The following is a 23,147-nucleotide window of genomic DNA, read 5'->3' as shown; positions in this document are numbered from 1 at the left end:
TGCATGACCAAACTTCTCGATAACCAGGTTGCGCTGGTCACCGGCGCCTCGCGCGGCATCGGTCGCGCCATCGCGCTGGAGCTGGCCCGCCAGGGCGCCACCGTGATCGGCACGGCCACCAGCGAGTCCGGTGCTGCCGGCATCACGGAATACCTCGGCGCCGAAGGCCTGAAGGGCAAGGGCGCGGTGCTGAACGTCAATGACGCGGCCGCTTGCGATGCCCTGATCGACGAGATCGTGAAGGCGCACGGCGGTATCGGCGTGCTGGTGAACAATGCGGGTATCACGCAGGACCAGCTGGCGATGCGCATGAAGGACGAGGACTGGATCGCGGTCATCCAGACCAACCTGACTTCGGTATTCCGCCTGTCGCGCGCGGTGCTGCGCCCGATGATGAAGGCGCGCCAGGGCCGTATCATCAATATCACTTCGGTGGTCGGCTCGGTCGGCAACCCTGGGCAGATGAACTACTCGGCCGCCAAGGCGGGCGTGGCCGGCATGACCCGTTCGCTGGCCGCGGAAATCGGCAGCCGTAACGTGACCGTCAACTGCGTCGCGCCGGGCTTTATCGATACCGACATGACCAAGGCGCTGTCCGAAGAGCAGCATGCTTCGCTCAAGCAGCAGATCCCGCTGGGCCGCCTGGGTCAGCCCGAGGATATCGCCAATGCGGTGGCCTTTCTGGCCGGTCCGCAAGCCGCCTATATCACCGGCACCACACTGCATGTGAACGGCGGGATGTACATGAATTAACCGGTTTTCGGTTGGCGGTTTTCCGGAAAAAGCCGGAAGAAGCTGCCTGAAGCCGTAGTGAAGTCGTAGTTTTCCGAACCAAACGGGCGCGATTCTTGCAAAGCTTGGCAGGCGGCATTTCTGTTGCCCCAAACCTGCTAAAATGCGCCCACTTTTTGTCGAACTTCCCTGGAGGGTTACATGGACAATATCGAACAACGCGTCAAGAAAATCGTGGCAGAACAGCTTGGCGTGGCCGAGGCAGACATCAAGAACGAATCCTCGTTCGTGAACGATCTCGGTGCGGATTCGCTGGACACGGTTGAACTCGTGATGGCGTTGGAAGATGAATTCGGCATGGAAATTCCCGATGAGGAAGCCGAAAAGATCACGACCGTGCAACAGGCAATCGACTACGCCACCGCGCACGTCAAGGCCTAAGCCCGTCGTATCTGAATTCCGAGCCACAGAAGGCAGGTGGGCGGGCCGTCGCGGCCGTGCCTTGCTGTTTTCTGTGGCTTTCGTCTGTTCGAAGACGCAGAATGGAATGCGTTTGTCCGCCGGCGAGCCGGTGGCAGGCTGATCCGTCGTTCCGTTGCATCTTCACGCACCCGTAGGAAAACATAGTGAGCCGTCGTCGCGTCGTCGTCACTGGGCTTGGCCTTGTGTCTCCGGTCGGAAACACGGTTGCCGAAGGCTGGGCCAACCTGGTAGCCGGCAAGTCCGGCATCGCCACCATTACCAAATTCGATCACTCCGCGCTTTCCGTGCACTTCGCCGGTGAAGTGAAGGGCTTCAATGCCGAGGATTACATCCCGGCCAAGGAAGCCCGCAATATGGATACGTTTATCCATTACGGCATCGCCGCGGGTACGCAGGCCCTGAAGGACAGCGGCCTGGAAGTGACCGAAGCCAACGCCGAGCGCATCGGCGTACTGGTCGGCTCGGGCATCGGCGGCCTGCCGATGATCGAAGACACCAAAGCGGTGCTGACCGAGCGCGGTCCGCGCCGCATTTCGCCGTTCTTTGTGCCGGGCTCGATCATCAACATGATCGCCGGCCACCTGTCGATCATCCACGGCATCAAGGGCCCGAACCTGGCTGCCGTGACCGCGTGCACGACCGGCCTGCACAGCATCGGCCTTGCCGCTCGCCTGATCCAGGCCGGTGACGCCGACGCCATGCTGGCGGGCGGCGCCGAGTCGACGGTGTCGCCGCTGGGCATTGGCGGCTTTGCCGCGGCCCGCGCGCTGTCGACCCGCAACGACGACCCGGCAGCGGCCTCGCGTCCGTGGGACAAGGACCGTGACGGCTTCGTGCTGGGCGAGGGCGCCGGCGTGATGATGCTGGAAGAGTACGAGTCGGCCAAGGCGCGCGGCGCGCGCATCTATGCCGAGCTGATCGGCTTCGGCATGAGCGGCGATGCGTTCCACATGACGGCGCCGAACATGGACGGCCCGCGCCGCTGCATGGTCAACGCGCTGAAGGACGCAGGCATCAACGCGGATCAGGTTCATTACCTGAATGCGCATGGCACGTCGACGCCGCTCGGCGACAAGAACGAATCCGATGCCATCAAGGCGGCATTCGGCGACCAGGCCTACAAGATGGTGGTGAACTCGACCAAGTCGATGACCGGCCATCTGCTGGGCGGCGCCGGCGGCCTGGAATCGGTCTTCACTGTGCTGGCCGTGCACAACCAGGTGTCGCCGCCGACGATCAACATCGACAACCAGGATCCGGAATGCGACCTGGACTACGTGGCCAACACGGCGCGTGAGATGAAGATCGACATTGCGGTGAAGAACAACTTCGGTTTCGGCGGTACCAACGGTACGCTTGTCTTCCGCCGCGTCTGATCCGTGGTTGAGGCGGGCCCTGCGCGGGCTGCGCCGGGACAGGGTCCACCGGTTGCGGTGGGCCCTGTTGTTGTTCTGCGTCGGTGAGGCGGCGGCAGTGGGGCTGCTCGCGTCGGCGTTGGCCGACACCGTTGCCGCCAGCCCGGCCGGCATGCTGTGGTGGCATGGCGCGCTGGCGCTGCTGGCCTTGGTTGCCGCCGCTGCCGTTGTGCGCAGTTGGCTCCGATGGGTGCAGGCATTGCGCTGGCGCTGCACGGCGATGCTGCCGGCGCCCGACGGCAAAGGACCACTGCGGATCCGTATTGAAGCCCCCGGCGCCAGTTGCCATGAAGTTGTGGTCACCGGCTTCTGGCAGGCAGGCGACGCAGCTGTCTTGCGCCTCGCCTCCAGCGCGCCCGGCCTGCCGGGTGCCGTCTTCCTCCCCTGGCAAGCCGGTTCGCCGGAGCTCTCGCGGCGGTTGCAACGCGCCGCCAGAGTTGCACTGCAGGTGCAACCGGAAGCGGCCGCGAAGGAACGAATTTGTTAATTCACGGTCACAGGGTGCGCGTTGCTCGACGGAGTGGGCGGAGAATCGTAGGTAAAATACAACGTTTGTCGTGACGACCAAACCAAGAGATACACTGCAGGTGAGCCATACGTGAGCGAACGCGAAGCCGATCAGCTCCTAGTTGAACGCGTCCAGCAGGGCGACAAGCGGGCCTTTGAACTTCTGGTGACCAAATACCATCGGAAGATCATTCGCCTGATCTCGCGCCTGGTCAGGGACCCCGCCGAAGTCGAGGATGTGGCGCAGGATGCCTTTATCAAGGCATATCGCGCCTTGCCCCAGTTTCGCGGGGAGTCGGCCTTCTACACGTGGCTGTACCGGATCGCCGTCAACACGGCCAAGAACTACCTGGCTACCCAGGGCCGCCGGCCAGAAGCGTCGAGCGACATCGATGCGGAAGAGGCTGAAACTTTTGCGGACGGTGAGCAACTAAGGGATATCAATACGCCGGAGTCGATGCTCCACACGCGCCAGGTCGCCGAGACGGTGAACCGCGCGATGGAAGCACTGCCGGAGGAATTGCGGACCGCCATCACCCTGCGCGAGATCGAGGGCCTCAGCTATGAGGAAATCGCGGAGGCGATGGGATGTCCGATCGGCACGGTGCGCTCGCGGATCTTCCGTGCGCGCGAGGCGATTGCCGAAAGATTGCGCCCGCTGCTGGGAACGGCAGAGGGCAAGCGGTGGTAGTGGTTCGGTAGCAAAGAACAATGTCGTGCGGCCAGCGTTGCAGCCTATTCCTGCATCGATAAGCGACAGCAGTAGACGGGATTATCGGTGTTCAATGGAATGTCTTGGGGTGGGAAATGGGTCAGGCTCATAAGCAGTCGGTTCATGTAATGGAAGCAGCGGAGCAGATCTCCGTTCTGATGGATGGCGAACTGGCGCCGCACGAAGTCAATGCCGTGCTCGATCTCGCGAAAAGCGACGCCGGCATGGCGGACTGGAGCACCTACCAGCTAATCGGTGATGCGCTGCGCTCGGAAGACCTGACGCACGCGGGCTCCACCGCCGATTTCCTCTCTTGTTTCTCCGCGCGCCTGGAAGCCGAGCCGCACGTGCTGGTGCCGGCCGTGGCGCAAGCCAGCGCCCGCCACCGCCTGCTGGTCAGGCCGTCGTGGGTGCGCCGCGCCTTGCCGGGTACGGCGATCGCGGCGGCGGTGGCGGCGGTCAGCTGGGTGGTGGTGCCGCAGATGCGCGGACCCGCCGGCCTGGCGACGCCCGAAGCCGTGGTGGCACGCGCGGAACCGTCCGCAGCCGCGCCGGCTGCCGGTATCGTCACCGTGGCCGACACCCAGATGATCCGCGACCCGCGACTGGACGAATACCTGCGTGCCCATCGCACTTCGGTGGCAACGGATGCGTTCGTGCCGACCATGCGCACGGTTGCCAACGGCGCCAGCTTCTCTCAGGAAAATACGCAGGAATAATGCCGGACATGCATAAAGGACGGTCGTCCGCCTATGTAGCGGGCGCGCAGAGAATTGGGGCCCTGCGTAGGTCCCTTTTTCTGGCCTTGTGTCTGACTGCTGCAGCGGCAACCGCGCAGCCGACGGACAGTACGCTGAACCGACGCGACGCCACCGCGTGGCTCAACAAGATCCACAAGGCGGCGCAACGCGAGAACTACGTGGGCACGCTGATCTACCAGCGCGGCAGCGTCATGCATGCGTCGCGCATCCAGCATTACAGCGACCTGGTCAACAACGAGTACGAGCGCCTGGAAACGCTGGATGGCAAGCCGCGCGAGGTGCTGCGCCAGAACGACGTGGTGCACAGCCTGATTCCGGAAGCCAAGCTGGTGGTGGTCGAGAAGCAGGAAGCCAAGGACCGCTTCCCGGCGCTGCTTGCCACCAACAAGAACGACGTGCTGGAACTCTACGACATGCGCAAGATGCCCGCGGAGCGGGTTGCCGGCATGGATTGCGAGGTGTTTGCGCTGGAGCCGCACGATGCCGCGCGCTATGCGGTGCGCCTGTGGGCCGAGAAGAATTCCGGCCTGCTGATGCGTGCGCAGACGGTTGGCGATGGCGGCAAGGTGCTGGAGCAAGTGGCATTCTCGCAAGTCCAGATCGGGGTGCCGTCTGAAAAGCAGCGCATCCTGGCTGCGATCAAGAGCGCCAGCAACTGGAATCACTATGAGGTGAACTACCAGCCGACCAATATCGCCGACGAAGGCTGGACGATCGCTGTGCCGCTGAAGGGTTTCCAGAAAATCCGCGAAGTGCGCCGTCCGCTGGGCGAGCTGCGCGCCTCGGCGCCGGGCAGCAACCGCGGCCAGGTATTCGAAGTCCTGCAGGTGGTCTACAGCGACGGGCTGACCGGCCTGTCGGTCTTCATCGAGCCGGTTTCCGAGCAGCGTGTGCGCCGCGAGGGCGTGGCTGCGCTCGGCGCGACCCAGGTCGTGGTGCGCCGGATCGCCGACTACTGGATCACCGTGGTCGGAGAGGTGCCGGCGAGCACCGTACGCCAGTTTGCGACGGCCGTAGAGTACCGACCGCCCAAGGCGGTACACTGAGCCTGACGCGGGTGCAGCCGGCGCCTCGGGATGCCCATTCCGGGTGCCGGCCCATGAAACCTGCGCGAGGGGTCCCAGCCACGGGATCGTATCGGTTTTTCTTCTTTCGCTGAATCCCGGGAGTTGTCGATGACTTTCAGATCTCCAGCCCTGGCGCGCGCCCTGGTCATGGCTGCCATGTTGGTGTTCGGTCCGACCGTGGCCGAAGTCAGCCACGCCCAGGCTGCCGCCGCCAACTACAACCTGCCCGATTTCACCGACCTGGTGGAAAAGGCCAGCCCCGCGGTCGTCAATATCCGCACCACCGAGCGCGTGCGCCAGCGCGGCGGCGCGCCCGGCGACGACGATGAGATGGCCGAATTCTTCCGCCGCTTCTTCGGCGTGCCCATGCCCGGCGCACCGTCGCCTGGTACGCCGCCGCGCCGTGGCCAGCCGCCGCAGCAGGAAGAGCAGAGCCGCGGCGTCGGCTCGGGCTTCATCATCAGCCAGGACGGCTATGTGATGACTAACGCGCACGTGGTCGCCGATGCCGAAACCATTTACGTGACGCTGCCCGACAAGCGCGAATTCAAGGCCAAGCTGATCGGCTCGGACAAGCGTACCGACGTGGCGCTGCTGAAGATCGAGGCCAACAACCTGCCGCGCCTGCCGCTTGGCGATTCGGAAAAAGTCCGCGCGGGCGAGTGGGTGCTGGCCATCGGCTCGCCGTTCGGGCTGGATAATAGCGTGACCGCCGGCATCGTCTCGGCCAAGGGCCGCGATACCGGCGACTACCTGCCGTTTATCCAGACCGACGTGGCGGTCAACCCCGGCAACTCGGGCGGCCCGCTGATCAACCTGCGCGGCGAAGTGATCGGCATCAACTCGCAGATCTACAGCCGCAGCGGCGGTTACATGGGCATTTCCTTCGCGATCCCGATCGACGAGGCGATGCGCGTGTCGGAGCAGCTCAAGACCGCCGGGCGCGTGACCCGCGGACGCATCGCGGTGGCGATCGGCGATGTCACCAAGGAAGTGGCCGATTCGCTGGGGCTGGGCCGTGCGCGCGGCGCGCTGGTCGGCAGTGTCGAACCGGGCGGCCCCGCCGAAAAGGCCGGGATCGAGGCCGGCGACATCATCCTGAAGTTCAACGGTCGCGATATCGAGCGCGCCTCGGACCTGCCGCGCCTGGTGGGCGATACCAAGCCGGGCGCGCGCGTGCCGCTGCAGTTGTGGCGCAAGGGCGCGACCCGCGAGGTCACCATAACCGTCACCGAACTGGAGCCGGACGGCAAGGCCCGCGCCAGCCGCAGTGCGGCGCCCAAGGAAGACAGCGCACAAGCCAGCAAGCCTAATGCGCTGGGTCTGGTGGTCAACGACCTGCCCGATGCACGGCTGAAGGAGCTCAAGCTCAAGTCGGGCGTCGAAGTCGAATTGGCCGACGGCCCCGCGCTGCGCGCCGGAATCCGTCCGGGCGATATCATCCTGCGCCTGGGCGATACCGACGTGACCAACGCCCGCCAGTTCAACGAGCTGGTGCGCGGGCTGGACAAGAGCCGGATCGCCGCGGTGTTCGTGCGGCGCGGCGATGCCACCCAGGTACTGACGCTGCGCCCCGGTGCCACCGTCAGCCGTTGATCCGCAACCGTCGATGGCATGCCCGCGCTGACGCTTTACGGCCGGGCATACTGCCATCTGTGCGACGACATGAAGGTCGCGCTGGAGTCCCTCCGGCGCGATTTTTCTTTCGTACTGCATGAAGTGGATGTCGACAGCGACGCCAGCCTGGAAGACCGCTTCGGCGACCTGGTCCCGGTATTGATGGCAGGGACGCCGGAGGCGCTTCACAGCGGTGCTGCGCAGCTTTGTCACTATTTCCTCGACGAAGGTGTGGTGCGGGTGTGGCTTGCGGCACACGGAGGCGCCCGCAACATCCGCTGAATGCGTTCGACACACGCATGGCGTGGCCATTTCACGACCCGGAAGCCTTTGAAAATCCGGTAAAATTGCGGATTGGCGCAAAAATTGCACCCTTACCTTTGCGGCACGCCCGCGCACGCCTGGCGGCGCGCGGCGCCGGGCCATTTACGAACTGCGACGAACCGCTTGTTGCCGCCCGGGCCCTGTTGCCGGCGCTCCCCTGAACACTAGATGGACCATATCCGTAATTTCTCGATCATTGCCCACATCGACCATGGGAAGTCCACCCTGGCCGACCGGATCATTCAGCTCTGCGGAGGGCTGTCGGATCGGGAGATGGAAGCGCAGGTCCTCGACTCGATGGATATCGAGAAAGAGCGCGGCATCACCATCAAGGCGCAGACCGCGGCGCTGAGCTACAAGGCGCGCGACGGCAAGGTCTACAACCTGAACCTGATCGACACCCCGGGACACGTCGACTTCAGCTATGAAGTGAGCCGCTCGCTGTCCGCCTGCGAGGGCGCGCTGCTGGTGGTCGACGCCTCGCAGGGCGTTGAGGCGCAGACCGTGGCCAACTGCTATACCGCGATCGAGCTGGGCGTGGAAGTGGTGCCCGTGCTGAACAAGATCGACCTGCCGCAGGCCGATCCGGACAACGCGATCCAGGAGATCGAAGACGTCATCGGCATCGACGCGCAGGATGCCACCCCGTGCTCGGCCAAGACCGGCCAGGGCGTGCAGGACGTGATCGAAGCCCTGATCGCCAAGGTGCCGCCGCCCAAGGGCGACGCCAGTGCACCGCTGCAGGCGCTGATCATCGATTCGTGGTTCGACAACTACGTCGGCGTGGTGATGCTGGTGCGCGTGGTCAACGGTACGCTGCGCCCGAAGGACAAGGTGCTGCTGATGGCCAATGGCTCGCAGCACCTGGTGGAGCAGGTGGGTGTGTTCACGCCCAAGTCGATCCAGCGCGACGAGTTGACGGCGGGGCAAGTGGGTTTTGTCATTGCCGGCATCAAGGAACTGAAGGCCGCCAAGGTGGGCGACACCATCACCACGGTGCAGCGCAAGGCCGAGGCGCCGCTGCCGGGCTTCAAGGAAGTCAAGCCGCAGGTGTTCGCCGGCCTGTATCCGGTTGAGGCCAACCAGTATGAAGCGCTGCGCGAGTCGCTGGAGAAGCTGCGCCTGAACGACGCCTCGCTGATGTTCGAGCCGGAAGTGTCGCAGGCCCTGGGCTTCGGCTTCCGCTGCGGCTTCCTGGGCCTGCTGCACATGGAAATCGTGCAGGAGCGCCTGGAGCGCGAGTTCGACATGGACCTGATCACGACCGCGCCGACGGTGGTGTACCAGGTCGAGATGCGCGACGGCAGCATGATCACGGTGGAAAATCCGGCGAAGATGCCGGATCCGAGCAGGATCGAAGCGATCCTGGAACCGATCGTTACCGTCAACCTGTATATGCCGCAGGAATATGTCGGCTCGGTGATAACGCTGTGCACGCAGAAGCGCGGCTCGCAGATCAACATGAGCTACCACGGCAAGCAGGTTCAACTGACCTACGAAATCCCGATGGCGGAAATCGTGATGGACTTCTTCGACCGCCTGAAGTCAGTGTCGCGCGGTTATGCGTCGATGGACTACGAGTTCAAGGAATATCGCCCGTCGGATGTGGTCAAGGTCGATATCCTGATCAACAGCGACAAGGTCGATGCGCTGTCGGTGATCGTGCACCGCTCCAACTCGCAATACCGCGGCCGCGAAGTCGCCGCCAAGATGCGCGAGATCATCCCGCGCCAGATGTACGACGTGGCGATCCAGGCTGCGATCGGCTCGAATATCATCGCCCGCGAGAACGTCAAGGCGCTGCGCAAGAACGTGCTGGCCAAGTGCTACGGCGGCGATATCAGCCGCAAGAAAAAGCTGCTGGAAAAGCAGAAGGCCGGCAAGAAGCGCATGAAGCAGGTCGGTACGGTCGAGATCCCGCAAGAGGCCTTCCTGGCCATCCTGCAGGTGGACGACAAGTAAGGCACCGGCAGCACGATGCCCCGCGCGGCGTTTCAGCCGCGCGCATAACAGAACAGGCTGTACCAGGATTTCCAAGAACCAGAAGCCGTCATGAATTTTGCACTGATCCTTTTTGTGCTGGTGGTGATTACGGGTGTTGCGTGGGTCGCGGACAAGCTCGTGTTTGAGCGGCAGCGCCGCGCCTCGGCGCGGCTGGCGCTGGCTGAATTCGATTCCCGCCAGGCGGCGCTGCAAGGTGGCTTTGGCGCGACCGATGCCGACGCCACGCGCAAGCGCCTGGCCGAAGAGAAGCTGCGCCAGCCGTGGTGGCTGGAATACTCGGCCAGCTTCTTCCCGGTGATTTTGGCGGTGTTCGTGCTGCGCTCATTCGTGGTCGAGCCGTTCAAGATCCCGTCGGGCTCGATGATTCCGACGTTGCTGATCGGCGACTTCATCCTGGTCAACAAGTATGAGTACGGCATCCGGCTGCCGGTGGTGAACAAGAAAATCAAGGACGTGCGCGAGCCCCAGCGCGGCGACGTGATGGTGTTCCGCTACCCGAAGGACCAGTCGCTCGACTACATCAAGCGTGTCATCGGCGTGCCTGGCGACACGGTGCAGTATTTCAACAAGCGCTTGACCATCAACGGCAAGCCGGCTGAATACACCGTGCTGCCGGACTTCCTGGACGAAGAGCGCCTGGCGTATTCCAAGCATTTCCGCGAGAAGCTGCCCGGCAGCGTCGATCATGGCATCCTTAACGATGCCGACCGGCCGGCGTTCGTGGCGGGCGCCGACCCGGATTTCCCTTACCGGGAAAACTGCACTTACAATCAGCAGGGTGTGACGTGCAAGGTACCTGCAGGTCACTATTTCGTCATGGGCGACAACCGGGACAACAGTCTCGACTCCCGCTACTGGGGATTCGTGCCGGATGAGAATATCGTCGGCAAGGCCTTTGTCATCTGGATGAACCTGGGCAATTTCGGACGCGTGGGCTCGTTTAAATAAGTCAATCCGCGCGGCGCAAGAACACTCAACACAAAAGAGGGCAAGCGCAATGGGTCAGACCGGGAAGGGCAAGGGGAAAGTACAGGGCCGGGAGTACGTGCCGGCCTGGTCACGGCGCCGCGGGCAGGGCGGTTTTTCCGTCTGGACGCTGCTGGTGATCGTGGTTTTCGTGATTGGCGTGGCCTTGCCGGCCGTGCGCTCGATCCCGAGCCTGGTGGAGTATTTTTCGGTGAAGCGCGCCGCCAGTTATGCGAAGCAGCGCGCAGTCAACAAACGTGAAGTCGTCGAATATTTCGACAAACAGGCAGTCATCGACCGGATTGCCGCAGTCAAGGGCGAAGACCTGCTGGTCCGCGAAGACGATAACGGCAACATCCGCTCGGTCGATTTTTCGTACCGGACCGAAGTGCCCGTCTACGGACCCCTGAGTCTTCTGATCACCTATTCGGGAACGCAGCACTGATATGAACCTCGACGCCTTGCAGCAACGACTCGGCTACCGATTCAGCAAGCCAGAATTGCTGCAGCAGGCGCTGACGCACCGCAGCCACAGCGCCCAGCACAACGAACGTCTCGAATTTTTGGGCGATTCGGTGCTCAACTGCGCCGTGGCGGACATGCTCTATGGCATGTTCGGCAAGCTTGATGAAGGCGATTTGTCGCGCGTGCGGGCCAACCTGGTCAAGCAGCAGGCCCTGTATGAGATCGCCCAGATGCTGCAGCTGTCTGACACGCTGCGCCTCGGCGAGGGTGAACTGAAGAGCGGCGGCTTCCGCCGTCCGTCGATCCTCGCCGACGCCCTGGAAGCCATTGTCGGCGCGGTCTTCCTCGATACCGGCTTCGAGGCCGCGCGCGCGCTGATCCGCAAGCTCTATATCCCGATCCTGGAGCAGGTCGATCCGCGCACGCTGGGCAAGGACGCCAAGACCCTGCTGCAGGAATACCTGCAGGGCCACAAGATTGCCCTGCCGCAATATAACGTAATCGCCACTCACGGTGCCGCGCACAGCCAGCAGTTTGAAGTCGAGTGCACGGTGCCTAAACTGGAAGTCCGGGTGTTCGGCACCGGTGCCTCGCGCCGCGCCGCCGAGCAGGCCGCCGCCAAGCTGGCGCTGGAAGAAGTCCAGAAGCTGGTGCCCCAGCTGCTCAAGCGCAGCCGCGCCGAGCGCACCGGCAAAACCCGCAAGCAACCCCAGCCGCAGGACCCGCAGCTGTCTCTCAGGTTGAAGGAATGACCGAATCTACCCATCCGCAGCAAGACGCGGCGGATACCCCGGCCGCGGCGTTCCGCTGCGGCACCGTGGCCATCGTCGGCCGCCCCAACGTGGGCAAGTCCACGCTGATGAACGCGCTGGTCGGCCAGAAGATCAGCATCACCTCGCGCAAGGCGCAGACTACACGGCACCGTATCGTCGGCATCCAGACCACGGATGACGCGCAGTATGTGTTCGTTGATACGCCTGGATTCCAGACCCGCCACGCCAGCGCGCTGAACCGTTCGCTGAACCGTGCGGTCACGTCGACGCTGTCGTCGGTTGACCTGATCCTGTTCGTGGTCGAAGCCGGCTATTACGGCGCCGACGACGAGAAGGTGCTGTCGCTGCTGCCGAAGAACACGCCGGTGCTGCTGGTGACCAACAAGCTCGACCGCATCGGCGAGAACCGCTCGGAAGTGATGATGCCCTTCCTGGAAAAGATGGGGCAGCTGTTCCCGTTCCGCGAAGTGGTGCCGATGTCGGCCAAGACCCGCGACCATATCGCGCGGCTGTTCGAGATCATCCGGCCCTACCTGCCGGAAGGCGAGCCGATGTATGACGCCGACGCGATGACCGACCGCAGCGAGCGCTTCCTCGCCTCGGAGATCATCCGCGAGAAGGTGTTCCGCTGGACCGGCGACGAGTTGCCGTACACCAGCACCGTGGTCATCGACAAGTTCGAGACCGAGGGCCGCCTGCGCCGCGTTTTTGCCACCATCCTGGTCGAGCGCGACGCGCACAAGGCCATGATCATCGGCAACAAGGGCAGCAAGCTCAAGCAGATATCCACCGAAGCGCGCCTCGACATGGAAAAGCTGTTCGACGGCAAGGTCTACCTGGAAATGTGGATCAAGGTGAAGAGCGGCTGGGCCGACAACGAAGCGGGACTGCGGGCCTACGGCTACGAGTGAGCGCACTGCGACCAAAGGCGAGCGACCATTGAGCAAGACGGCTGACATCGCACGCGTGCCGGCGCCCCGCGCCCGCCGCGCGGATCCGGTGGTGGACGAGGCGGCCGAACTGCTCGACAGCAGGGCGCTGCCCGGCATGGCGGATGCTGCCGCATGCGCCATGATGGACCGCGCCATGCGCATCGTGCCGGCCCGGCCCGAGTCGCGCGTCGCCGAGCAGCCCGGCTTCGTGCTGCACGCCTGGCCGTATCGCGAGACCAGCCTGATCCTCGACGTCTTCACGCGCGACCATGGCCGCATCTCGATGGTCGCCAAGGGGGCCAAGCGCCCGCATTCGGCGTTGCGCGCGGTGCTGCAGCATTTCCATCCGGTGTCGGTGTCGTGGAGCGGTCGCGGCGAGGTCAAGACCCTGACCAAGGCCGAATGGGTCGGCGGCATGCCGCCGCTGGCTGGCGATGCGCTGCTGTCCGCGTTCTACCTCAATGAATTGCTGATGCGCTTCTGCCCGCGCGAAGATGCGTATCCCGTGCTGTTCCGCCACTACCTGGCCACGCTCACGCGGCTGGCGCATGGCGAACCCGCCGGGCTGGTGTTGCGCAGCTTCGAGCGCGTGCTGCTGCAGGACACCGGCTTCGCGGTGGCCTTCGACCAGTGCCTGAGCACCGGCGAGCGCGTGCAGTCGGGGCTCGACTATGTCTACCAGCCCGAGCGCGGCGTGCGCCGCGCCCAGCCGAGCGACCCGTCGTCGTGGCCGGTGGTGTCGGGGCAGACGCTGCTCGACATGGCGCAGGACGACTACAGCCGTGCGCAGACCGCGGCGCAAAGCCGGGCACTGATGCGCTTCCTGCTGCATTATTATCTGCAAGGCGAACCGCTGAAAACGCGCCAGATACTGATCGACCTGCAGTTTCTGTGACCGAACCATTCCAATCCGAATCTCTCCTGCTCGCATGATCTTCCACGCAAATCCGGGCGTCATCGACCTTGGCGTCAATATCGACCACGTCGCCACGCTGCGCAATGCGCGCGGCACCGTGTATCCCGATCCCATCCAGGCCGCGCTGCAGGCCGAGGAAGCCGGCGCCGACCTGATCACGCTGCACCTGCGCGAGGACCGCCGCCATATTCGCGACGCCGACGTGCGCGCGCTGCGCCCGCAACTGGCCACGCGCATGAACCTGGAATGCGCAATCACGCAGGAGATGCTGGATATCGCCTGCGAGATCCGCCCGCAGGACGTATGCCTGGTGCCCGAGCGCCGCGAGGAGGTGACCACCGAAGGCGGCCTCGACGTGGCGGGGCGCTTCGAGCAGGTCAAGGCCGCCTGCGCGCAACTGGCCGGCGTGGGCATCCGCGTGTCGCTGTTCATCGATGCCGACCCCGACCAGATCGCCGCCGCGGCCGCGTGCGGTGCACCGGTGATCGAGCTGCATACCGGCGCCTATGCCGATGCGCACACGCCCGACCAGCAGGCGGTGGAATTCCGCCGCATCGCTGAGGGTGTCGACGCCGGTATCAAGCACGGCCTGGTGGTCAACGCCGGACACGGCCTGCACTACACCAATGTCCAGCCCATCGCGGCGCTGCCCGGCATCAAGGAATTGAACATTGGTCATGCCATCGTCGCGCATGCGGTGTTTGCCGGCTGGCAGAACGCGGTGCGCGAGATGAAGGCCATCATGGTGGCCGCGCGCCTGGGCACGCGATATCCCGTCGCAGGCGCGCCGGCGTGATCTACGGCGTCGGCACCGACATCATCCAGATCGCCCGCGTGCAGGGCGTGATGGAACGCACCCACGGCCGCTTCGCTGAAAAGGTGCTGGGCCCCAACGAGCTGGCCAAGTACCACGCGCGCAAGGCGCGTTCCGAAAAACGCGGCCTCGCCTTCCTGTCCACGCGCTTCGCCGCCAAGGAGGCCTTTTCCAAGGCCATCGGCCTGGGCATGCGCTGGCCGATGACGTGGCGCGCGATGGAGCTGATGAACCTGCCTTCGGGCGAGCCTTCGCCGGTGTGCCATGGCGAACTGGCGGCATGGCTCGCGGAACGCGGCCTCACCGTGCGGGTCAGTGTCAGTGACGAACACGACTATGCGGTCGCCTTCGCCATCGCCGAGCGCACCGGCGGGGCGGCTCCTCAAACTACAGCATTGTGAATCCAAGCACTTCCATGTCCAAGAAGAACTCCGGCAAGCGGCCGGGCCCGGTGGTCCTTGACGTCGTCGGCAAGCAGCTCGATACGGAAGATGCGCGCCGCATCGCGCATCCGCTGGCCGGCGGCGTGATCCTGTTCGCGCGCAACTTCGAATCGCGCACGCAGTTGCAGGCGCTGACGCGCGCGATCCGCGCGATCCGCGACGACGTGCTGATCTGCATCGACCATGAAGGCGGCCGCGTGCAGCGCTGCAAGACCGATGGCTTTACCCATTTGCCGGCGATGCACCGCCTGGGCGATCTGTGGGATCGCGATGTACTGGCCGCGACGCGCGCGGCGGTGGCATGCGGCTACGTGCTGGCGGCTGAACTGCGCGCCTGCGACATCGATTTCAGCTTCACGCCGGTGCTCGACCTCGACTACGGCCGCAGCGCCGTGATCGGTGACCGCGCCTTCCATGCCGACCCGCGCGTGGTGACGATGCTGTCGGGCCATCTCAACCACGGCCTGCTGCTGGCCGGCATGAGCAACTGCGGCAAGCACTTCCCCGGCCACGGCTATGTCGAGGCTGATTCGCATGTGGCGATCCCGGTCGACGAGCGCACGCTCGACGAGATCCTCGAGCAGGACGCGCGCCCCTATGAATGGCTGGGCTTGTCGCTGTCGTCGGTGATGCCGGCGCACGTGATCTATCCGAAGGTCGACCCGAATCCGGCCGGCTTCTCGCGCTACTGGCTGCAGGACGTGCTACGCGCGCAACTGGGCTTCGAAGGCGTGATCTTCAGCGACGACCTGAGCATGGAAGGCGCCAGCGTGGCCGGCAATGTGACGGAAGCCGCGCGCGCCGCGCTGACGGCGGGTTGCGACATGGTGCTGATCTGCAACCACCCCGATCGCGCCGACCAGTTGCTGACCGAACTTGACGTGGGCATCGACAAGGCTTCGCAGCGCCGCGTCCGCAAGCTGTTCCCGCGCCGCAAGCCGATGGACTGGAACAAGCTGCAAGGCGAAGGCGAATACCGTGCCGCACTGCGCACGCTGCGCGAGTACGGGTTGATCGCCTGATCCGCGAGAGTCCAAAAACAGAAAAGGCAGCCTCGGCTGCCTTTTTCTCTGCCGGTCCCGCTGTGCCAGCCGGGACGTTGCGCACGCCTTAGTTGGCGCGGCTGCGGTATTCGCCGGTACGGGTGTCGATTTCGATCTTGTCGCCGATGTTGCAGAACAGCGGCACTTGCAGTTCGAAACCGGTGTTGATCTTGGCGCCCTTGAGCACCTTGCCCGACGAGGTGTCGCCCTTGACGGCCGGCTCGGTGTAGACGATTTCGCGGACCAGCGTGGTCGGCATTTCAACCGAGATGGCCTTGTCGTTGTAGAACACCACTTCCACGGTCATGCCGTCTTCGAGGTAGTTCAGCGAGTCGCCCATGCTGTCCTGCTCGACTTCGTACTGGTTGTAGTCGGTGTCCATGAACACGTACATCGGGTCAGCGAAGTACGAGTAGGTGCACTCGCGGCGCTCCAGCACCACGACTTCGAACTTGTCGTCGGCCTTGAACACCGACTCGCCCGGGGCGTCGGTCAGCAGGTTCTTGTACTTCATCTTGACCACGGCTGCGTTGCGGCCCGACTTGTTGTACTCGGCCTTCTGCACGACCATCGGATCGCCGCCGATCATGAACACGTTACCGACGCGGAGTTCCTGTGCGATTTTCATCTGAACTGTTTTCCTGAATAAGAAAGTAGGAATTTGGAATGGCGAAGGCGCGCTGCCGGCATTACCGCTGCGATAGGCCAGATGAGCTCCACCGAAAGCCGGTATCCACGCGCTCGCGACCCCGTGCTCAGCTTGCATTCAGGTCTTCGCCTCACGCGTTTGACGCGTGGGAGAGGACCTGGTTCTCCGGCCCGGTCGCCATTTGGATCAACCGGTTATTTTACCTGATTTTCGCAAAACGCCACCAGGTTGGCGGCAAGATCTCCTGGATGCTGCAAGCGCCGCTCCCAGCGCGGCGCGATTGCGGCAAGTGCCGCCAGATGCTCTCGCAGGCGCGGCCAGTCGACGGGGACGCCATATCCGTTCCAGGCGTGCCAGAAATCCGTTAGCGCACCGGCAGCGTCGGTTGCCACGCCGCCCTGGCGGAACAGGTCGAGCCAGGCGTCGAGCTTGACCCGGTGCGCGGCATCATCCTGGGGGTAGATTTGCCAGACCAGCGGCCGCGCTGCCCACTGCGCGCGTACGAATGAATCTTCGCCACGCACAAAGTTCAGGTCGCAGGCCCACAGCAGTTCGTCATAGTGCTCCTGTCGTACGAATGGGATCCGCTGCACGCACAGGCTGCCACGTTCCACCGGGTCGCCAATCCGCAGCGGCGCGCCCAGCCATTCGGCGACCTGGTCAGCCGCCAGGCCTGCGGGCACCAGGCAATGGACCGCCTCGGAGGCATCGCGCCATTGCTCCAGCAGCGCGGGCAGCGCCGGGTTGCGGTAAGCAAACAGGCTCACCCGCAGCGCCTTGGGCCGGGGCGTCACGCTTAGCCGGTGCCACAAGGCCGCCTGGGCGGCCGCGCCGCCGAGGAAGGTGGCGCGCTGCGCGCCTAGCATCGATTCCCGCAGGAGGCCGCCGGTTCCGGGCTCGAAGCCGGGGAAGAAGAAATGCTTCACCAGCGGCAGCCGCGGATGGGGCGAGGGCATCGCATGGTGCTCCCGTACCCATGGCTCGGCGCTCAGGTACTCCAGGTTGATCCAGGCGGGTTTGGGATCACGCGCGGCCATGCGGGCCAGGAAGGCTTGCGGTATATCGCAGGCGAAGGCTTCGATGACGGCGTCGTGTGGCTCTACCCCGGCGGTGTCATCCACGTCGCTATCAGCACCCGGGCCACCCGGCCGCCACGGACGAATTTCCACGCCCGCCAGGCGCTGCACGGTGGCGCCGGTATCGAGTTCCGGCGCCAGCCGCGCGAAGCTCGCCAGATCATCGACCCATAGCCGCACCGCGTGCCCGTGCTCCTGCGCAAGCTGGCGTGCCAGCCGCCAGCAGACGCCGATGTCGCCGAAATTGTCGATCACGGTGCAGAAGATGTCCCAGGAGCGGATAGGCATGGCAGGGTGGAGGCGTGCGCGGGCGGGAGGCCCGCTGAATTGCTCTAAACTTGCGATTTTAGAGGCCGCGCCATTTTGTTGCGCGCCGGCCGTGTAGCGGTCACCGTTCCCCCAATGTCCGACCAGCAATCCGATTCACCGAAACCCGAGGCCGATGTGGCGGCCGAAACGCTTGCCGATACGCCGGCCGAACCGCGGGCCGAACCGCCGGCCGAAGTTCCCGCCGAGGTGCAGCCCGAGACCGCCGCTGAAGCTCCCGGCGAACTACCGCCAGAGCCCTTTGACCCCAAGCCGGTCATCTCGCGCCTGCCAGGCCTGCCTGGCGTGTACCGCTATTTCGACGCCGCGGGCAACGTTCTCTACGTCGGCAAGGCGCGCGACCTGAAGAAGCGGGTCTCGAGCTATTTCACCAAGACCCAGCTGTCGCCGCGCATCGCGATGATGGTCGCGCGCATCGCCCGCATCGAGACCACGGTGGTGCGCACCGAGGCCGAGGCGCTGCTGCTCGAGAACAACCTGATCAAAGCGCTGGCGCCGCGCTACAACATCCTGTTCCGCGACGACAAGTCGTACCCGTTCCTGAAGCTGACGGGGCATCGCTTCCCGCGCATGGCTTACTACCGCGGCGCCACCGACCGCAAGCACCAGTACTTCGGCCCGTTCCCGAGCGCCTACGCGGTGCGCGAGAGCATGCAGATCCTGCAGAAGGTGTTCCAGCTGCGCACCTGCGAGGACACCGTCTTCAACAACCGCACCCGGCCTTGCCTGCTGCACCAGATCCATCGCTGCACCGGCCCGTGCGTCAACGCCATCAGCGAAGAGGATTACGCGCGCGACGTGGCCAACGCGGCGCGCTTCCTGCAGGGCCGCCAGACTGAAGTGCTGGAAGGCCTGCAGGGCAAGATGGAGCAGCACGCCGAGCGGCTTGAGTTCGAGCAGGCCGCCGCGGTGCGCGACCAGATCGCGGCGCTCTCGACCGTGCTCAAGCGCCAGGCCGTGGAGGAAGTGGGCGGGCAGGCGCGCGATATCGATGTGCTGGCCGTGGCGGTGGAAGGCGGGCGCGCCTGCGTCAACCTGGCCATGGTGCGCGGCAGCCGCCATCTGGGCGACAAGGCCTATTTTCCCGCCCATGCCGATGAGGCCGCAATGATCGTCGAGGATGCCGACCAGCGAGACACGCTTGACGAAGCCGGCGACGGCGGGGTCGCCGGGGCCGCGCTACCGCTCACCGTCGAGCGTATCGCCGCCCGGGTGTTGTCCGCCTTCATGGTGCAGCATTACCTGGAGCAACCCGCGCCGCCCATCATCGTCGTCAGCCATGTGCCGGACGACGCAGCGGTGCTTGAGGCGCTGACGCTGCATGCCGGCCGCAAGGTGACGCTGGTACGCCAGCCGCAGGGCCAGCGCAAGGTGTGGCTGGAAATGGCGCAGCAGGGAGCGGCGCTGGCGTTGTCGCGCCGGCTGGCCGAGCAGGGCAGCCAGGAGGGGCGTACGCGCGCGCTGGCGGATACCATCGGCCTGGACCTGGAAGACCTGGCGCTGCTGCGGGTGGAGTGCTTCGACATCAGTCATACCGCAGGCGAGGCGACGCAGGCGTCGTGCGTGGTGTACCACCATCATGACATGCAGAACAGCGAATATCGCCGCTACAACATCCAGGACATCATCCCTGGCGACGACTATGCCGCCATGCGCCAGGTGCTGACGCGCCGCTACCAGAAGCTGGTCGAGCAGATGCAGGAAGACGGCGGCGCTCAGGCCGGCAGCGAAGCCGCCGCGCTGATGCCGCAGATCGTGCTGATCGACGGCGGCAAGGGCCAGGTCGAGGTGGCACGCCAGGTGTTCGAGGAGCTGGGGCTGGATATCGGCCTGCTGGTCGGCGTGGCCAAGGGCGAAGGGCGCAAGGTCGGCCTGGAGACATTGGTGTTCGCCGACGGCCGTCCGTCGCTGGAACTGGGGCAGGGCAGCGCGGCGCTGATGCTGGTGGCGCAGATCCGCGACGAGGCCCACCGCTTCGCCATCACCGGCATGCGCGCGCGCCGGGCCAAGGCGCGCACAACCTCGCGGCTGGAAGAAATCGAAGGCGTCGGCGCGCGCCGGCGGCAGAAGCTGCTGACCCGTTTCGGCGGCCTGCGTGGCGTGATGGCCGCCAGCATCGACGAGCTGGCCAGCGTCGAGGGCATCTCGCGCGGGCTGGCCGAGGAGATCTATCGGCAGCTGCATTGACCCGCGGCAGTTGCTGGCGCGGTCACGAAAATGGTCAATGATGGTCGATTGGTCCCGAAATCGGCGACAATCGCGGGATTGGTCACGTTCCCCCGCCGCCCGAGTTCCATGCCTTTCAATATTCCGATCCTGCTGACCTGGCTTCGCGTCGCCATGATTCCCCTGGTGGTGGGCGTGTTTTACCTGCCCGACGCATGGCTTCCCATGCACACCAAGAACCTGACGGCGGCGGCGTTCTTTATCATCGCCGCGGTGACGGACTGGCTCGACGGCTTCCTGGCGCGGCGCTGGAACCAGACCTCGTCGTTCGGCGCATTCCTCGATCCGGTCGCAGACAAGCTGATGGTGACGGCGGCGCTGCTGTCCCTGCTGGCGCTGGATCGGGTCACTGACCTGATCGCGCTGGTCATCATCGGACGCGAGATCACGATCTCGGCGCTGCGCGAGTGGATGGCGCAGATCGGCGCGTCCAAGAGCGTGGCGGTGAACTTCCTCGGGAAGCTGAAGACCACCGTGCAGATGATCGCGATCCCGCTGCTGCTGTTCAGTGGCCAACTGTTCGGCTTCAATGCCTACGTGCTGGGTACGTGGATGATTTATCTGGCCGCTGTGCTGACGCTGTGGTCGATGATCTATTACATGAAGCTGGCGTGGCCGCAGATCCGTGAGCGCAGCGGCGTGGTGGCGAGCGCCGGCGCGCGCAAGTAAAAGAATTTCCAAAAAGCTATTGACGCAGGGAGGAGCTTTTTGCATAATCTCATTCTCGTTGCTGACGACGCAAACGAAAGCAGCGAGATAAGGCAGGTTTAGCGCAAGATGTTGTGTGATAGCGGCAAATTGCGATACAAAATGCCTTGAAAAGTTTTTGAAGCAGTACCCTGCGGGAGTAGCTCAGTTGGTAGAGCGCAACCTTGCCAAGGTTGAGGTCGCGAGTTCGAGACTCGTCTCCCGCTCCAGGTTATCAAAGGTTCGGCAGCGTGCATGGCACCCGCCGGGCTGGCAGCAAAAAGTTGTATGCGGGAGTAGCTCAGTTGGTAGAGCGCAACCTTGCCAAGGTTGAGGTCGCGAGTTCGAGACTCGTCTCCCGCTCCAGTCCCCAAAGGGAAGCTGCGCTTCCCTTTTTGTTTGGGTTGAATTGCCGCGACAGGCCGGCCGGCAGCATCGGCTGAATGCGGATACAATCCAGCATCACGTCACCTGGCGGGGTGGCAGAGTGGTTATGCAGCGGCCTGCAAAGCCGTGTACGCCGGTTCGATTCCGACCTCCGCCTCCAGTTGCATGCAAAGCGGCGCCCTTTGGGCGCCGCTTTTGTTTTGCGCAATCCGCTACGTCATCCCTGCACTCGCCATTGCCAGGAATTTCCACGCATTTCTGCGCTTTGAGCGCGCGGCGGGCATGTTACATTACTCCTGTCGTACGCTTTTCGGGGTGCGCCGCGCGATGGATCGCGGCGCAGCATGTCATACGCCATTCCTGATCCGTGATGCGCCTCCAGCGTGTCCGGGGCCGCTGCGGCACTTCCCGTTCTTTCCCTGCTTGTCCCGTTCCGAGGCTGCCGATCGTGCCGCACTGACCGCTGGTGCGCGCCGGATGGCCGGCCGTGGGCATCGTGGCGCGCGTGGGGAAGGCGGGTGGGATCCAGCCATCGCCGTCCAGCCCCTGACACGAGGAACCCCGCACGCATGCATCACGCCACCCCGCTCATCAGCACCATCGTCGGCGGTATCGTCCTGGCCTTCGTCCTTGGCGCCATCGCCAGCAAGCTGCGGCTGCCGCCGCTGATCGGCTACCTTTGCGCGGGGATCGTGGTCGGACCGCATACGCCGGGCTACACGGCCGACCAGGCGCTCGCGCCGGAACTCGCCGAGCTTGGCGTGATCCTGCTGATGTTTGGCGTCGGGCTCCATTTCTCGATCAAGGACCTGATGGCGGTGAAGCGCATTGCGATCCCCGGGGCGGTCGTGCAGATCGGCATTGCCACCTTGCTCGGCATGCTGGTGGCGTGGGGTTTCGGCTGGTCGTGGGGGCAGGGATTGGTGTATGGGCTGGCGCTGTCGGTGGCCAGTACCGTGGTGTTGCTCAAGGCGCTGCAGGAGCGCGACCTGGTGGAATCGCCGCAGGGGCGGATCGCGGTGGGCTGGCTGATCGTCGAAGATCTGGCCATGGTGCTGGCGCTGGTGCTGTTGCCCGCGCTGGCGGGGCTGCTTTCCGGCGCTGCGGACACCGGCGCCGAAGGCAGTCCGGGCACCGGCGAAGTCCTGCTGGCGGTGTTCTCGACGCTGGGCAAGGTCGCCGCCTTTGTCGCGGTGATGTTGCTGATCGGGCGCCGCTTTATCCCTTGGATGCTCGAGCGCATTGTCTGGACCGGCAACCGCGAGATGTTCCGCCTGGGCGTGCTGGCGACCGCGCTGGGCGTGGCCTATGGCGCGTACTCGTTATTTGGCGTGTCCTTCGCGCTGGGCGCCTTCTTTGCCGGCATGGTGCTGGCCGAATCCGAATTCAGCCATCGCGCAGCCGAAGAATCGCTGCCGCTGCGCGATGCATTCTCGGTGCTGTTCTTTGTCTCGGTCGGCATGTTGTTCGATCCCATGGTGCTGGTCAACGACCCGTGGGGCGTGCTGTCTACGCTGTTTATCATCGTGGTCGGCAAGTCGCTGGCAGCAATGGGCATCGTGCGGGCCTTCGGCCACTCCGGGCAGACCGGCATGACGATTGCCGTCAGCCTGGCGCAGATCGGGGAGTTTTCCTTCATCCTGGCGAGCCTGGGCGTCTACCTGAACATCCTGCCGGAGCGCGGCCAGGCACTGATCCTGGCGGGCGCGCTGCTGTCGATCATGCTCAACCCGGTGCTGTTCCACCTGCTCGACCTGTACACCGCGCGGGGCAAGCGCAGCGAGCCGCAGGCGGCCTAGCCGTCCGCGTATTGCCGGTCCG

Annotated in this window: 23 protein-coding genes and 3 tRNA genes; 24 read left to right on the top strand and 2 right to left on the bottom strand. The window is 64.5% G+C overall.

Translation table 11 applies throughout. From position 1 onward, the window contains the following. Positions 1–3: 3 nt before the first annotated feature. The 18 genes from fabG (at position 4) to nagZ (ending at position 15,953) form a co-directional block, all read left to right on the top strand. Entirely contained in the window at positions 4–753 is a 750-nt protein-coding gene (gene fabG / locus LPA45_RS11815; protein WP_317919872.1) for a 3-oxoacyl-ACP reductase FabG, read from the top strand. Positions 754–933: 180 nt separating this feature from the next. Next, the gene (acpP, locus tag LPA45_RS11810) at positions 934–1,173 is read left to right on the top strand and encodes an acyl carrier protein (protein ID WP_008644813.1); all 240 of its coding nucleotides are present in this window, start codon (positions 934–936) and stop codon (positions 1,171–1,173) included. A 185-nt stretch (positions 1,174–1,358) separates the two neighbouring features. Then, positions 1,359–2,591, top strand: coding sequence for a beta-ketoacyl-ACP synthase II (fabF, locus tag LPA45_RS11805; protein WP_317919874.1), 1,233 nt, complete (start codon positions 1,359–1,361; stop codon positions 2,589–2,591). Between the two features lie 67 nt (positions 2,592–2,658). After that, positions 2,659–3,117, top strand: coding sequence for a hypothetical protein (locus LPA45_RS11800; RefSeq protein ID WP_317919876.1), 459 nt, complete (start codon positions 2,659–2,661; stop codon positions 3,115–3,117). Positions 3,118–3,228: 111 nt separating this feature from the next. Further along, positions 3,229–3,828: an RNA polymerase sigma factor RpoE gene (gene rpoE, locus LPA45_RS11795; RefSeq protein WP_012353313.1), complete on the top strand. Its 600-nt coding sequence runs from the start codon at positions 3,229–3,231 to the stop codon at positions 3,826–3,828. Positions 3,829–3,944: 116 nt separating this feature from the next. Further along, a complete protein-coding gene (locus tag LPA45_RS11790) occupies positions 3,945–4,568 on the top strand; it encodes a sigma-E factor negative regulatory protein (RefSeq protein WP_116322240.1) in 624 nt (207 codons plus the stop codon). 8 nt (positions 4,569–4,576) lie between these two features. Next, entirely contained in the window at positions 4,577–5,656 is a 1,080-nt protein-coding gene (locus LPA45_RS11785) for a MucB/RseB C-terminal domain-containing protein (protein ID WP_116322298.1), read from the top strand. A 129-nt stretch (positions 5,657–5,785) separates the two neighbouring features. Continuing rightward, complete coding sequence (locus LPA45_RS11780; protein WP_116322239.1) at positions 5,786–7,273, top strand: DegQ family serine endoprotease; 1,488 nt, start codon at positions 5,786–5,788, stop codon at positions 7,271–7,273. An 18-nt stretch (positions 7,274–7,291) separates the two neighbouring features. After that, positions 7,292–7,576 (top strand): glutaredoxin family protein, encoded by a 285-nt coding sequence (locus LPA45_RS11775; RefSeq protein WP_116322238.1) that lies wholly within the window; start codon positions 7,292–7,294, stop codon positions 7,574–7,576. A gap of 210 nt (positions 7,577–7,786) precedes the next feature. Then, the gene (gene lepA, locus LPA45_RS11770) at positions 7,787–9,580 is read left to right on the top strand and encodes a translation elongation factor 4 (RefSeq protein WP_116322237.1); all 1,794 of its coding nucleotides are present in this window, start codon (positions 7,787–7,789) and stop codon (positions 9,578–9,580) included. Positions 9,581–9,670: 90 nt separating this feature from the next. Then, positions 9,671–10,570, top strand: coding sequence for a signal peptidase I (gene lepB / locus LPA45_RS11765; protein WP_116322236.1), 900 nt, complete (start codon positions 9,671–9,673; stop codon positions 10,568–10,570). Positions 10,571–10,619: 49 nt separating this feature from the next. Beyond that, positions 10,620–11,033, top strand: a complete 414-nt coding sequence (locus LPA45_RS11760; RefSeq protein WP_317919878.1) for a DUF4845 domain-containing protein — start codon at positions 10,620–10,622, stop codon at positions 11,031–11,033. Between the two features lies 1 nt (position 11,034). Then, positions 11,035–11,805 (top strand): ribonuclease III, encoded by a 771-nt coding sequence (rnc, locus tag LPA45_RS11755; RefSeq protein WP_116322234.1) that lies wholly within the window; start codon positions 11,035–11,037, stop codon positions 11,803–11,805. Continuing rightward, positions 11,802–12,737, top strand: a complete 936-nt coding sequence (gene era, locus LPA45_RS11750) for a GTPase Era (protein WP_116322233.1) — start codon at positions 11,802–11,804, stop codon at positions 12,735–12,737. The genes rnc and era overlap by 4 nt, the downstream gene beginning before the upstream one ends. A gap of 28 nt (positions 12,738–12,765) precedes the next feature. After that, positions 12,766–13,653 (top strand): DNA repair protein RecO, encoded by an 888-nt coding sequence (recO, locus tag LPA45_RS11745; RefSeq protein WP_317919879.1) that lies wholly within the window; start codon positions 12,766–12,768, stop codon positions 13,651–13,653. A gap of 34 nt (positions 13,654–13,687) precedes the next feature. Next, complete coding sequence (pdxJ, locus tag LPA45_RS11740; protein WP_317919881.1) at positions 13,688–14,470, top strand: pyridoxine 5'-phosphate synthase; 783 nt, start codon at positions 13,688–13,690, stop codon at positions 14,468–14,470. Continuing rightward, positions 14,467–14,889 (top strand): holo-ACP synthase, encoded by a 423-nt coding sequence (gene acpS / locus LPA45_RS11735; protein WP_116322230.1) that lies wholly within the window; start codon positions 14,467–14,469, stop codon positions 14,887–14,889. The genes pdxJ and acpS overlap by 4 nt, the downstream gene beginning before the upstream one ends. A 14-nt stretch (positions 14,890–14,903) precedes the next feature. Next, complete coding sequence (gene nagZ, locus LPA45_RS11730) at positions 14,904–15,953, top strand: beta-N-acetylhexosaminidase (protein ID WP_317919884.1); 1,050 nt, start codon at positions 14,904–14,906, stop codon at positions 15,951–15,953. An 88-nt stretch (positions 15,954–16,041) separates the two neighbouring features. On the opposite strand, the gene efp is transcribed toward nagZ, so the two are convergent. Further along, positions 16,042–16,602, bottom strand: a complete 561-nt coding sequence (efp, locus tag LPA45_RS11725) for an elongation factor P (RefSeq protein WP_022535910.1) — start codon at positions 16,600–16,602, stop codon at positions 16,042–16,044. 215 nt (positions 16,603–16,817) lie between these two features. After that, positions 16,818–17,987: an elongation factor P maturation arginine rhamnosyltransferase EarP gene (gene earP, locus LPA45_RS11720; RefSeq protein WP_317919887.1), complete on the bottom strand. Its 1,170-nt coding sequence runs from the start codon at positions 17,985–17,987 to the stop codon at positions 16,818–16,820. A 114-nt stretch (positions 17,988–18,101) separates the two neighbouring features. Between earP and uvrC the strand changes: the two genes are divergently transcribed. The 6 genes from uvrC (at position 18,102) to LPA45_RS11690 (ending at position 23,125) form a co-directional block, all read left to right on the top strand. Further along, complete coding sequence (gene uvrC, locus LPA45_RS11715; protein WP_317919889.1) at positions 18,102–20,213, top strand: excinuclease ABC subunit UvrC; 2,112 nt, start codon at positions 18,102–18,104, stop codon at positions 20,211–20,213. Positions 20,214–20,321: 108 nt separating this feature from the next. After that, on the top strand, positions 20,322–20,921 hold the full coding sequence (gene pgsA, locus LPA45_RS11710; RefSeq protein ID WP_317919891.1) for a CDP-diacylglycerol--glycerol-3-phosphate 3-phosphatidyltransferase: 600 nt from the start codon (positions 20,322–20,324) through the stop codon (positions 20,919–20,921). A gap of 172 nt (positions 20,922–21,093) precedes the next feature. Then, a tRNA-Gly gene (locus tag LPA45_RS11705) sits at positions 21,094–21,169 on the top strand. Between the two features lie 60 nt (positions 21,170–21,229). Then, positions 21,230–21,305, top strand: a tRNA-Gly gene (locus LPA45_RS11700). A gap of 107 nt (positions 21,306–21,412) precedes the next feature. After that, a tRNA-Cys gene (locus LPA45_RS11695) sits at positions 21,413–21,486 on the top strand. Positions 21,487–21,895: 409 nt separating this feature from the next. Then, positions 21,896–23,125: a cation:proton antiporter gene (locus LPA45_RS11690; protein WP_116322226.1), complete on the top strand. Its 1,230-nt coding sequence runs from the start codon at positions 21,896–21,898 to the stop codon at positions 23,123–23,125. Positions 23,126–23,147 lie beyond the last annotated feature (22 nt).

Source organism: Cupriavidus sp. Agwp_2, from assembly GCF_040784895.1.
Lineage (GTDB): Bacteria > Pseudomonadota > Gammaproteobacteria > Burkholderiales > Burkholderiaceae > Cupriavidus.
The sequence above is the reverse complement of the archived record's forward strand: the minus strand, read 5'-3'. Positions and strand labels throughout refer to the sequence as shown.

Coding starts and splice junctions, on each gene's coding strand:
- pdxJ (WP_317919881.1), top strand. CDS start 13,688: ATGATCTTCCACGCAAATCCGGGCGTCATCGACCTTGGCGTCAATATC.
- efp (WP_022535910.1), bottom strand. CDS start 16,602: ATGAAAATCGCACAGGAACTCCGCGTCGGTAACGTGTTCATGATCGGC.
- LPA45_RS11775 (WP_116322238.1), top strand. CDS start 7,292: ATGCCCGCGCTGACGCTTTACGGCCGGGCATACTGCCATCTGTGCGAC.
- lepB (WP_116322236.1), top strand. CDS start 9,671: ATGAATTTTGCACTGATCCTTTTTGTGCTGGTGGTGATTACGGGTGTT.
- LPA45_RS11790 (WP_116322240.1), top strand. CDS start 3,945: ATGGGTCAGGCTCATAAGCAGTCGGTTCATGTAATGGAAGCAGCGGAG.
- earP (WP_317919887.1), bottom strand. CDS start 17,987: ATGCCTATCCGCTCCTGGGACATCTTCTGCACCGTGATCGACAATTTC.
- uvrC (WP_317919889.1), top strand. CDS start 18,102: ATGTCCGACCAGCAATCCGATTCACCGAAACCCGAGGCCGATGTGGCG.
- rnc (WP_116322234.1), top strand. CDS start 11,035: ATGAACCTCGACGCCTTGCAGCAACGACTCGGCTACCGATTCAGCAAG.
- era (WP_116322233.1), top strand. CDS start 11,802: ATGACCGAATCTACCCATCCGCAGCAAGACGCGGCGGATACCCCGGCC.
- acpP (WP_008644813.1), top strand. CDS start 934: ATGGACAATATCGAACAACGCGTCAAGAAAATCGTGGCAGAACAGCTT.
- fabG (WP_317919872.1), top strand. CDS start 4: ATGACCAAACTTCTCGATAACCAGGTTGCGCTGGTCACCGGCGCCTCG.
- nagZ (WP_317919884.1), top strand. CDS start 14,904: ATGTCCAAGAAGAACTCCGGCAAGCGGCCGGGCCCGGTGGTCCTTGAC.
- lepA (WP_116322237.1), top strand. CDS start 7,787: ATGGACCATATCCGTAATTTCTCGATCATTGCCCACATCGACCATGGG.
- LPA45_RS11780 (WP_116322239.1), top strand. CDS start 5,786: ATGACTTTCAGATCTCCAGCCCTGGCGCGCGCCCTGGTCATGGCTGCC.
- LPA45_RS11785 (WP_116322298.1), top strand. CDS start 4,577: ATGCATAAAGGACGGTCGTCCGCCTATGTAGCGGGCGCGCAGAGAATT.
- LPA45_RS11690 (WP_116322226.1), top strand. CDS start 21,896: ATGCATCACGCCACCCCGCTCATCAGCACCATCGTCGGCGGTATCGTC.
- LPA45_RS11760 (WP_317919878.1), top strand. CDS start 10,620: ATGGGTCAGACCGGGAAGGGCAAGGGGAAAGTACAGGGCCGGGAGTAC.
- pgsA (WP_317919891.1), top strand. CDS start 20,322: ATGCCTTTCAATATTCCGATCCTGCTGACCTGGCTTCGCGTCGCCATG.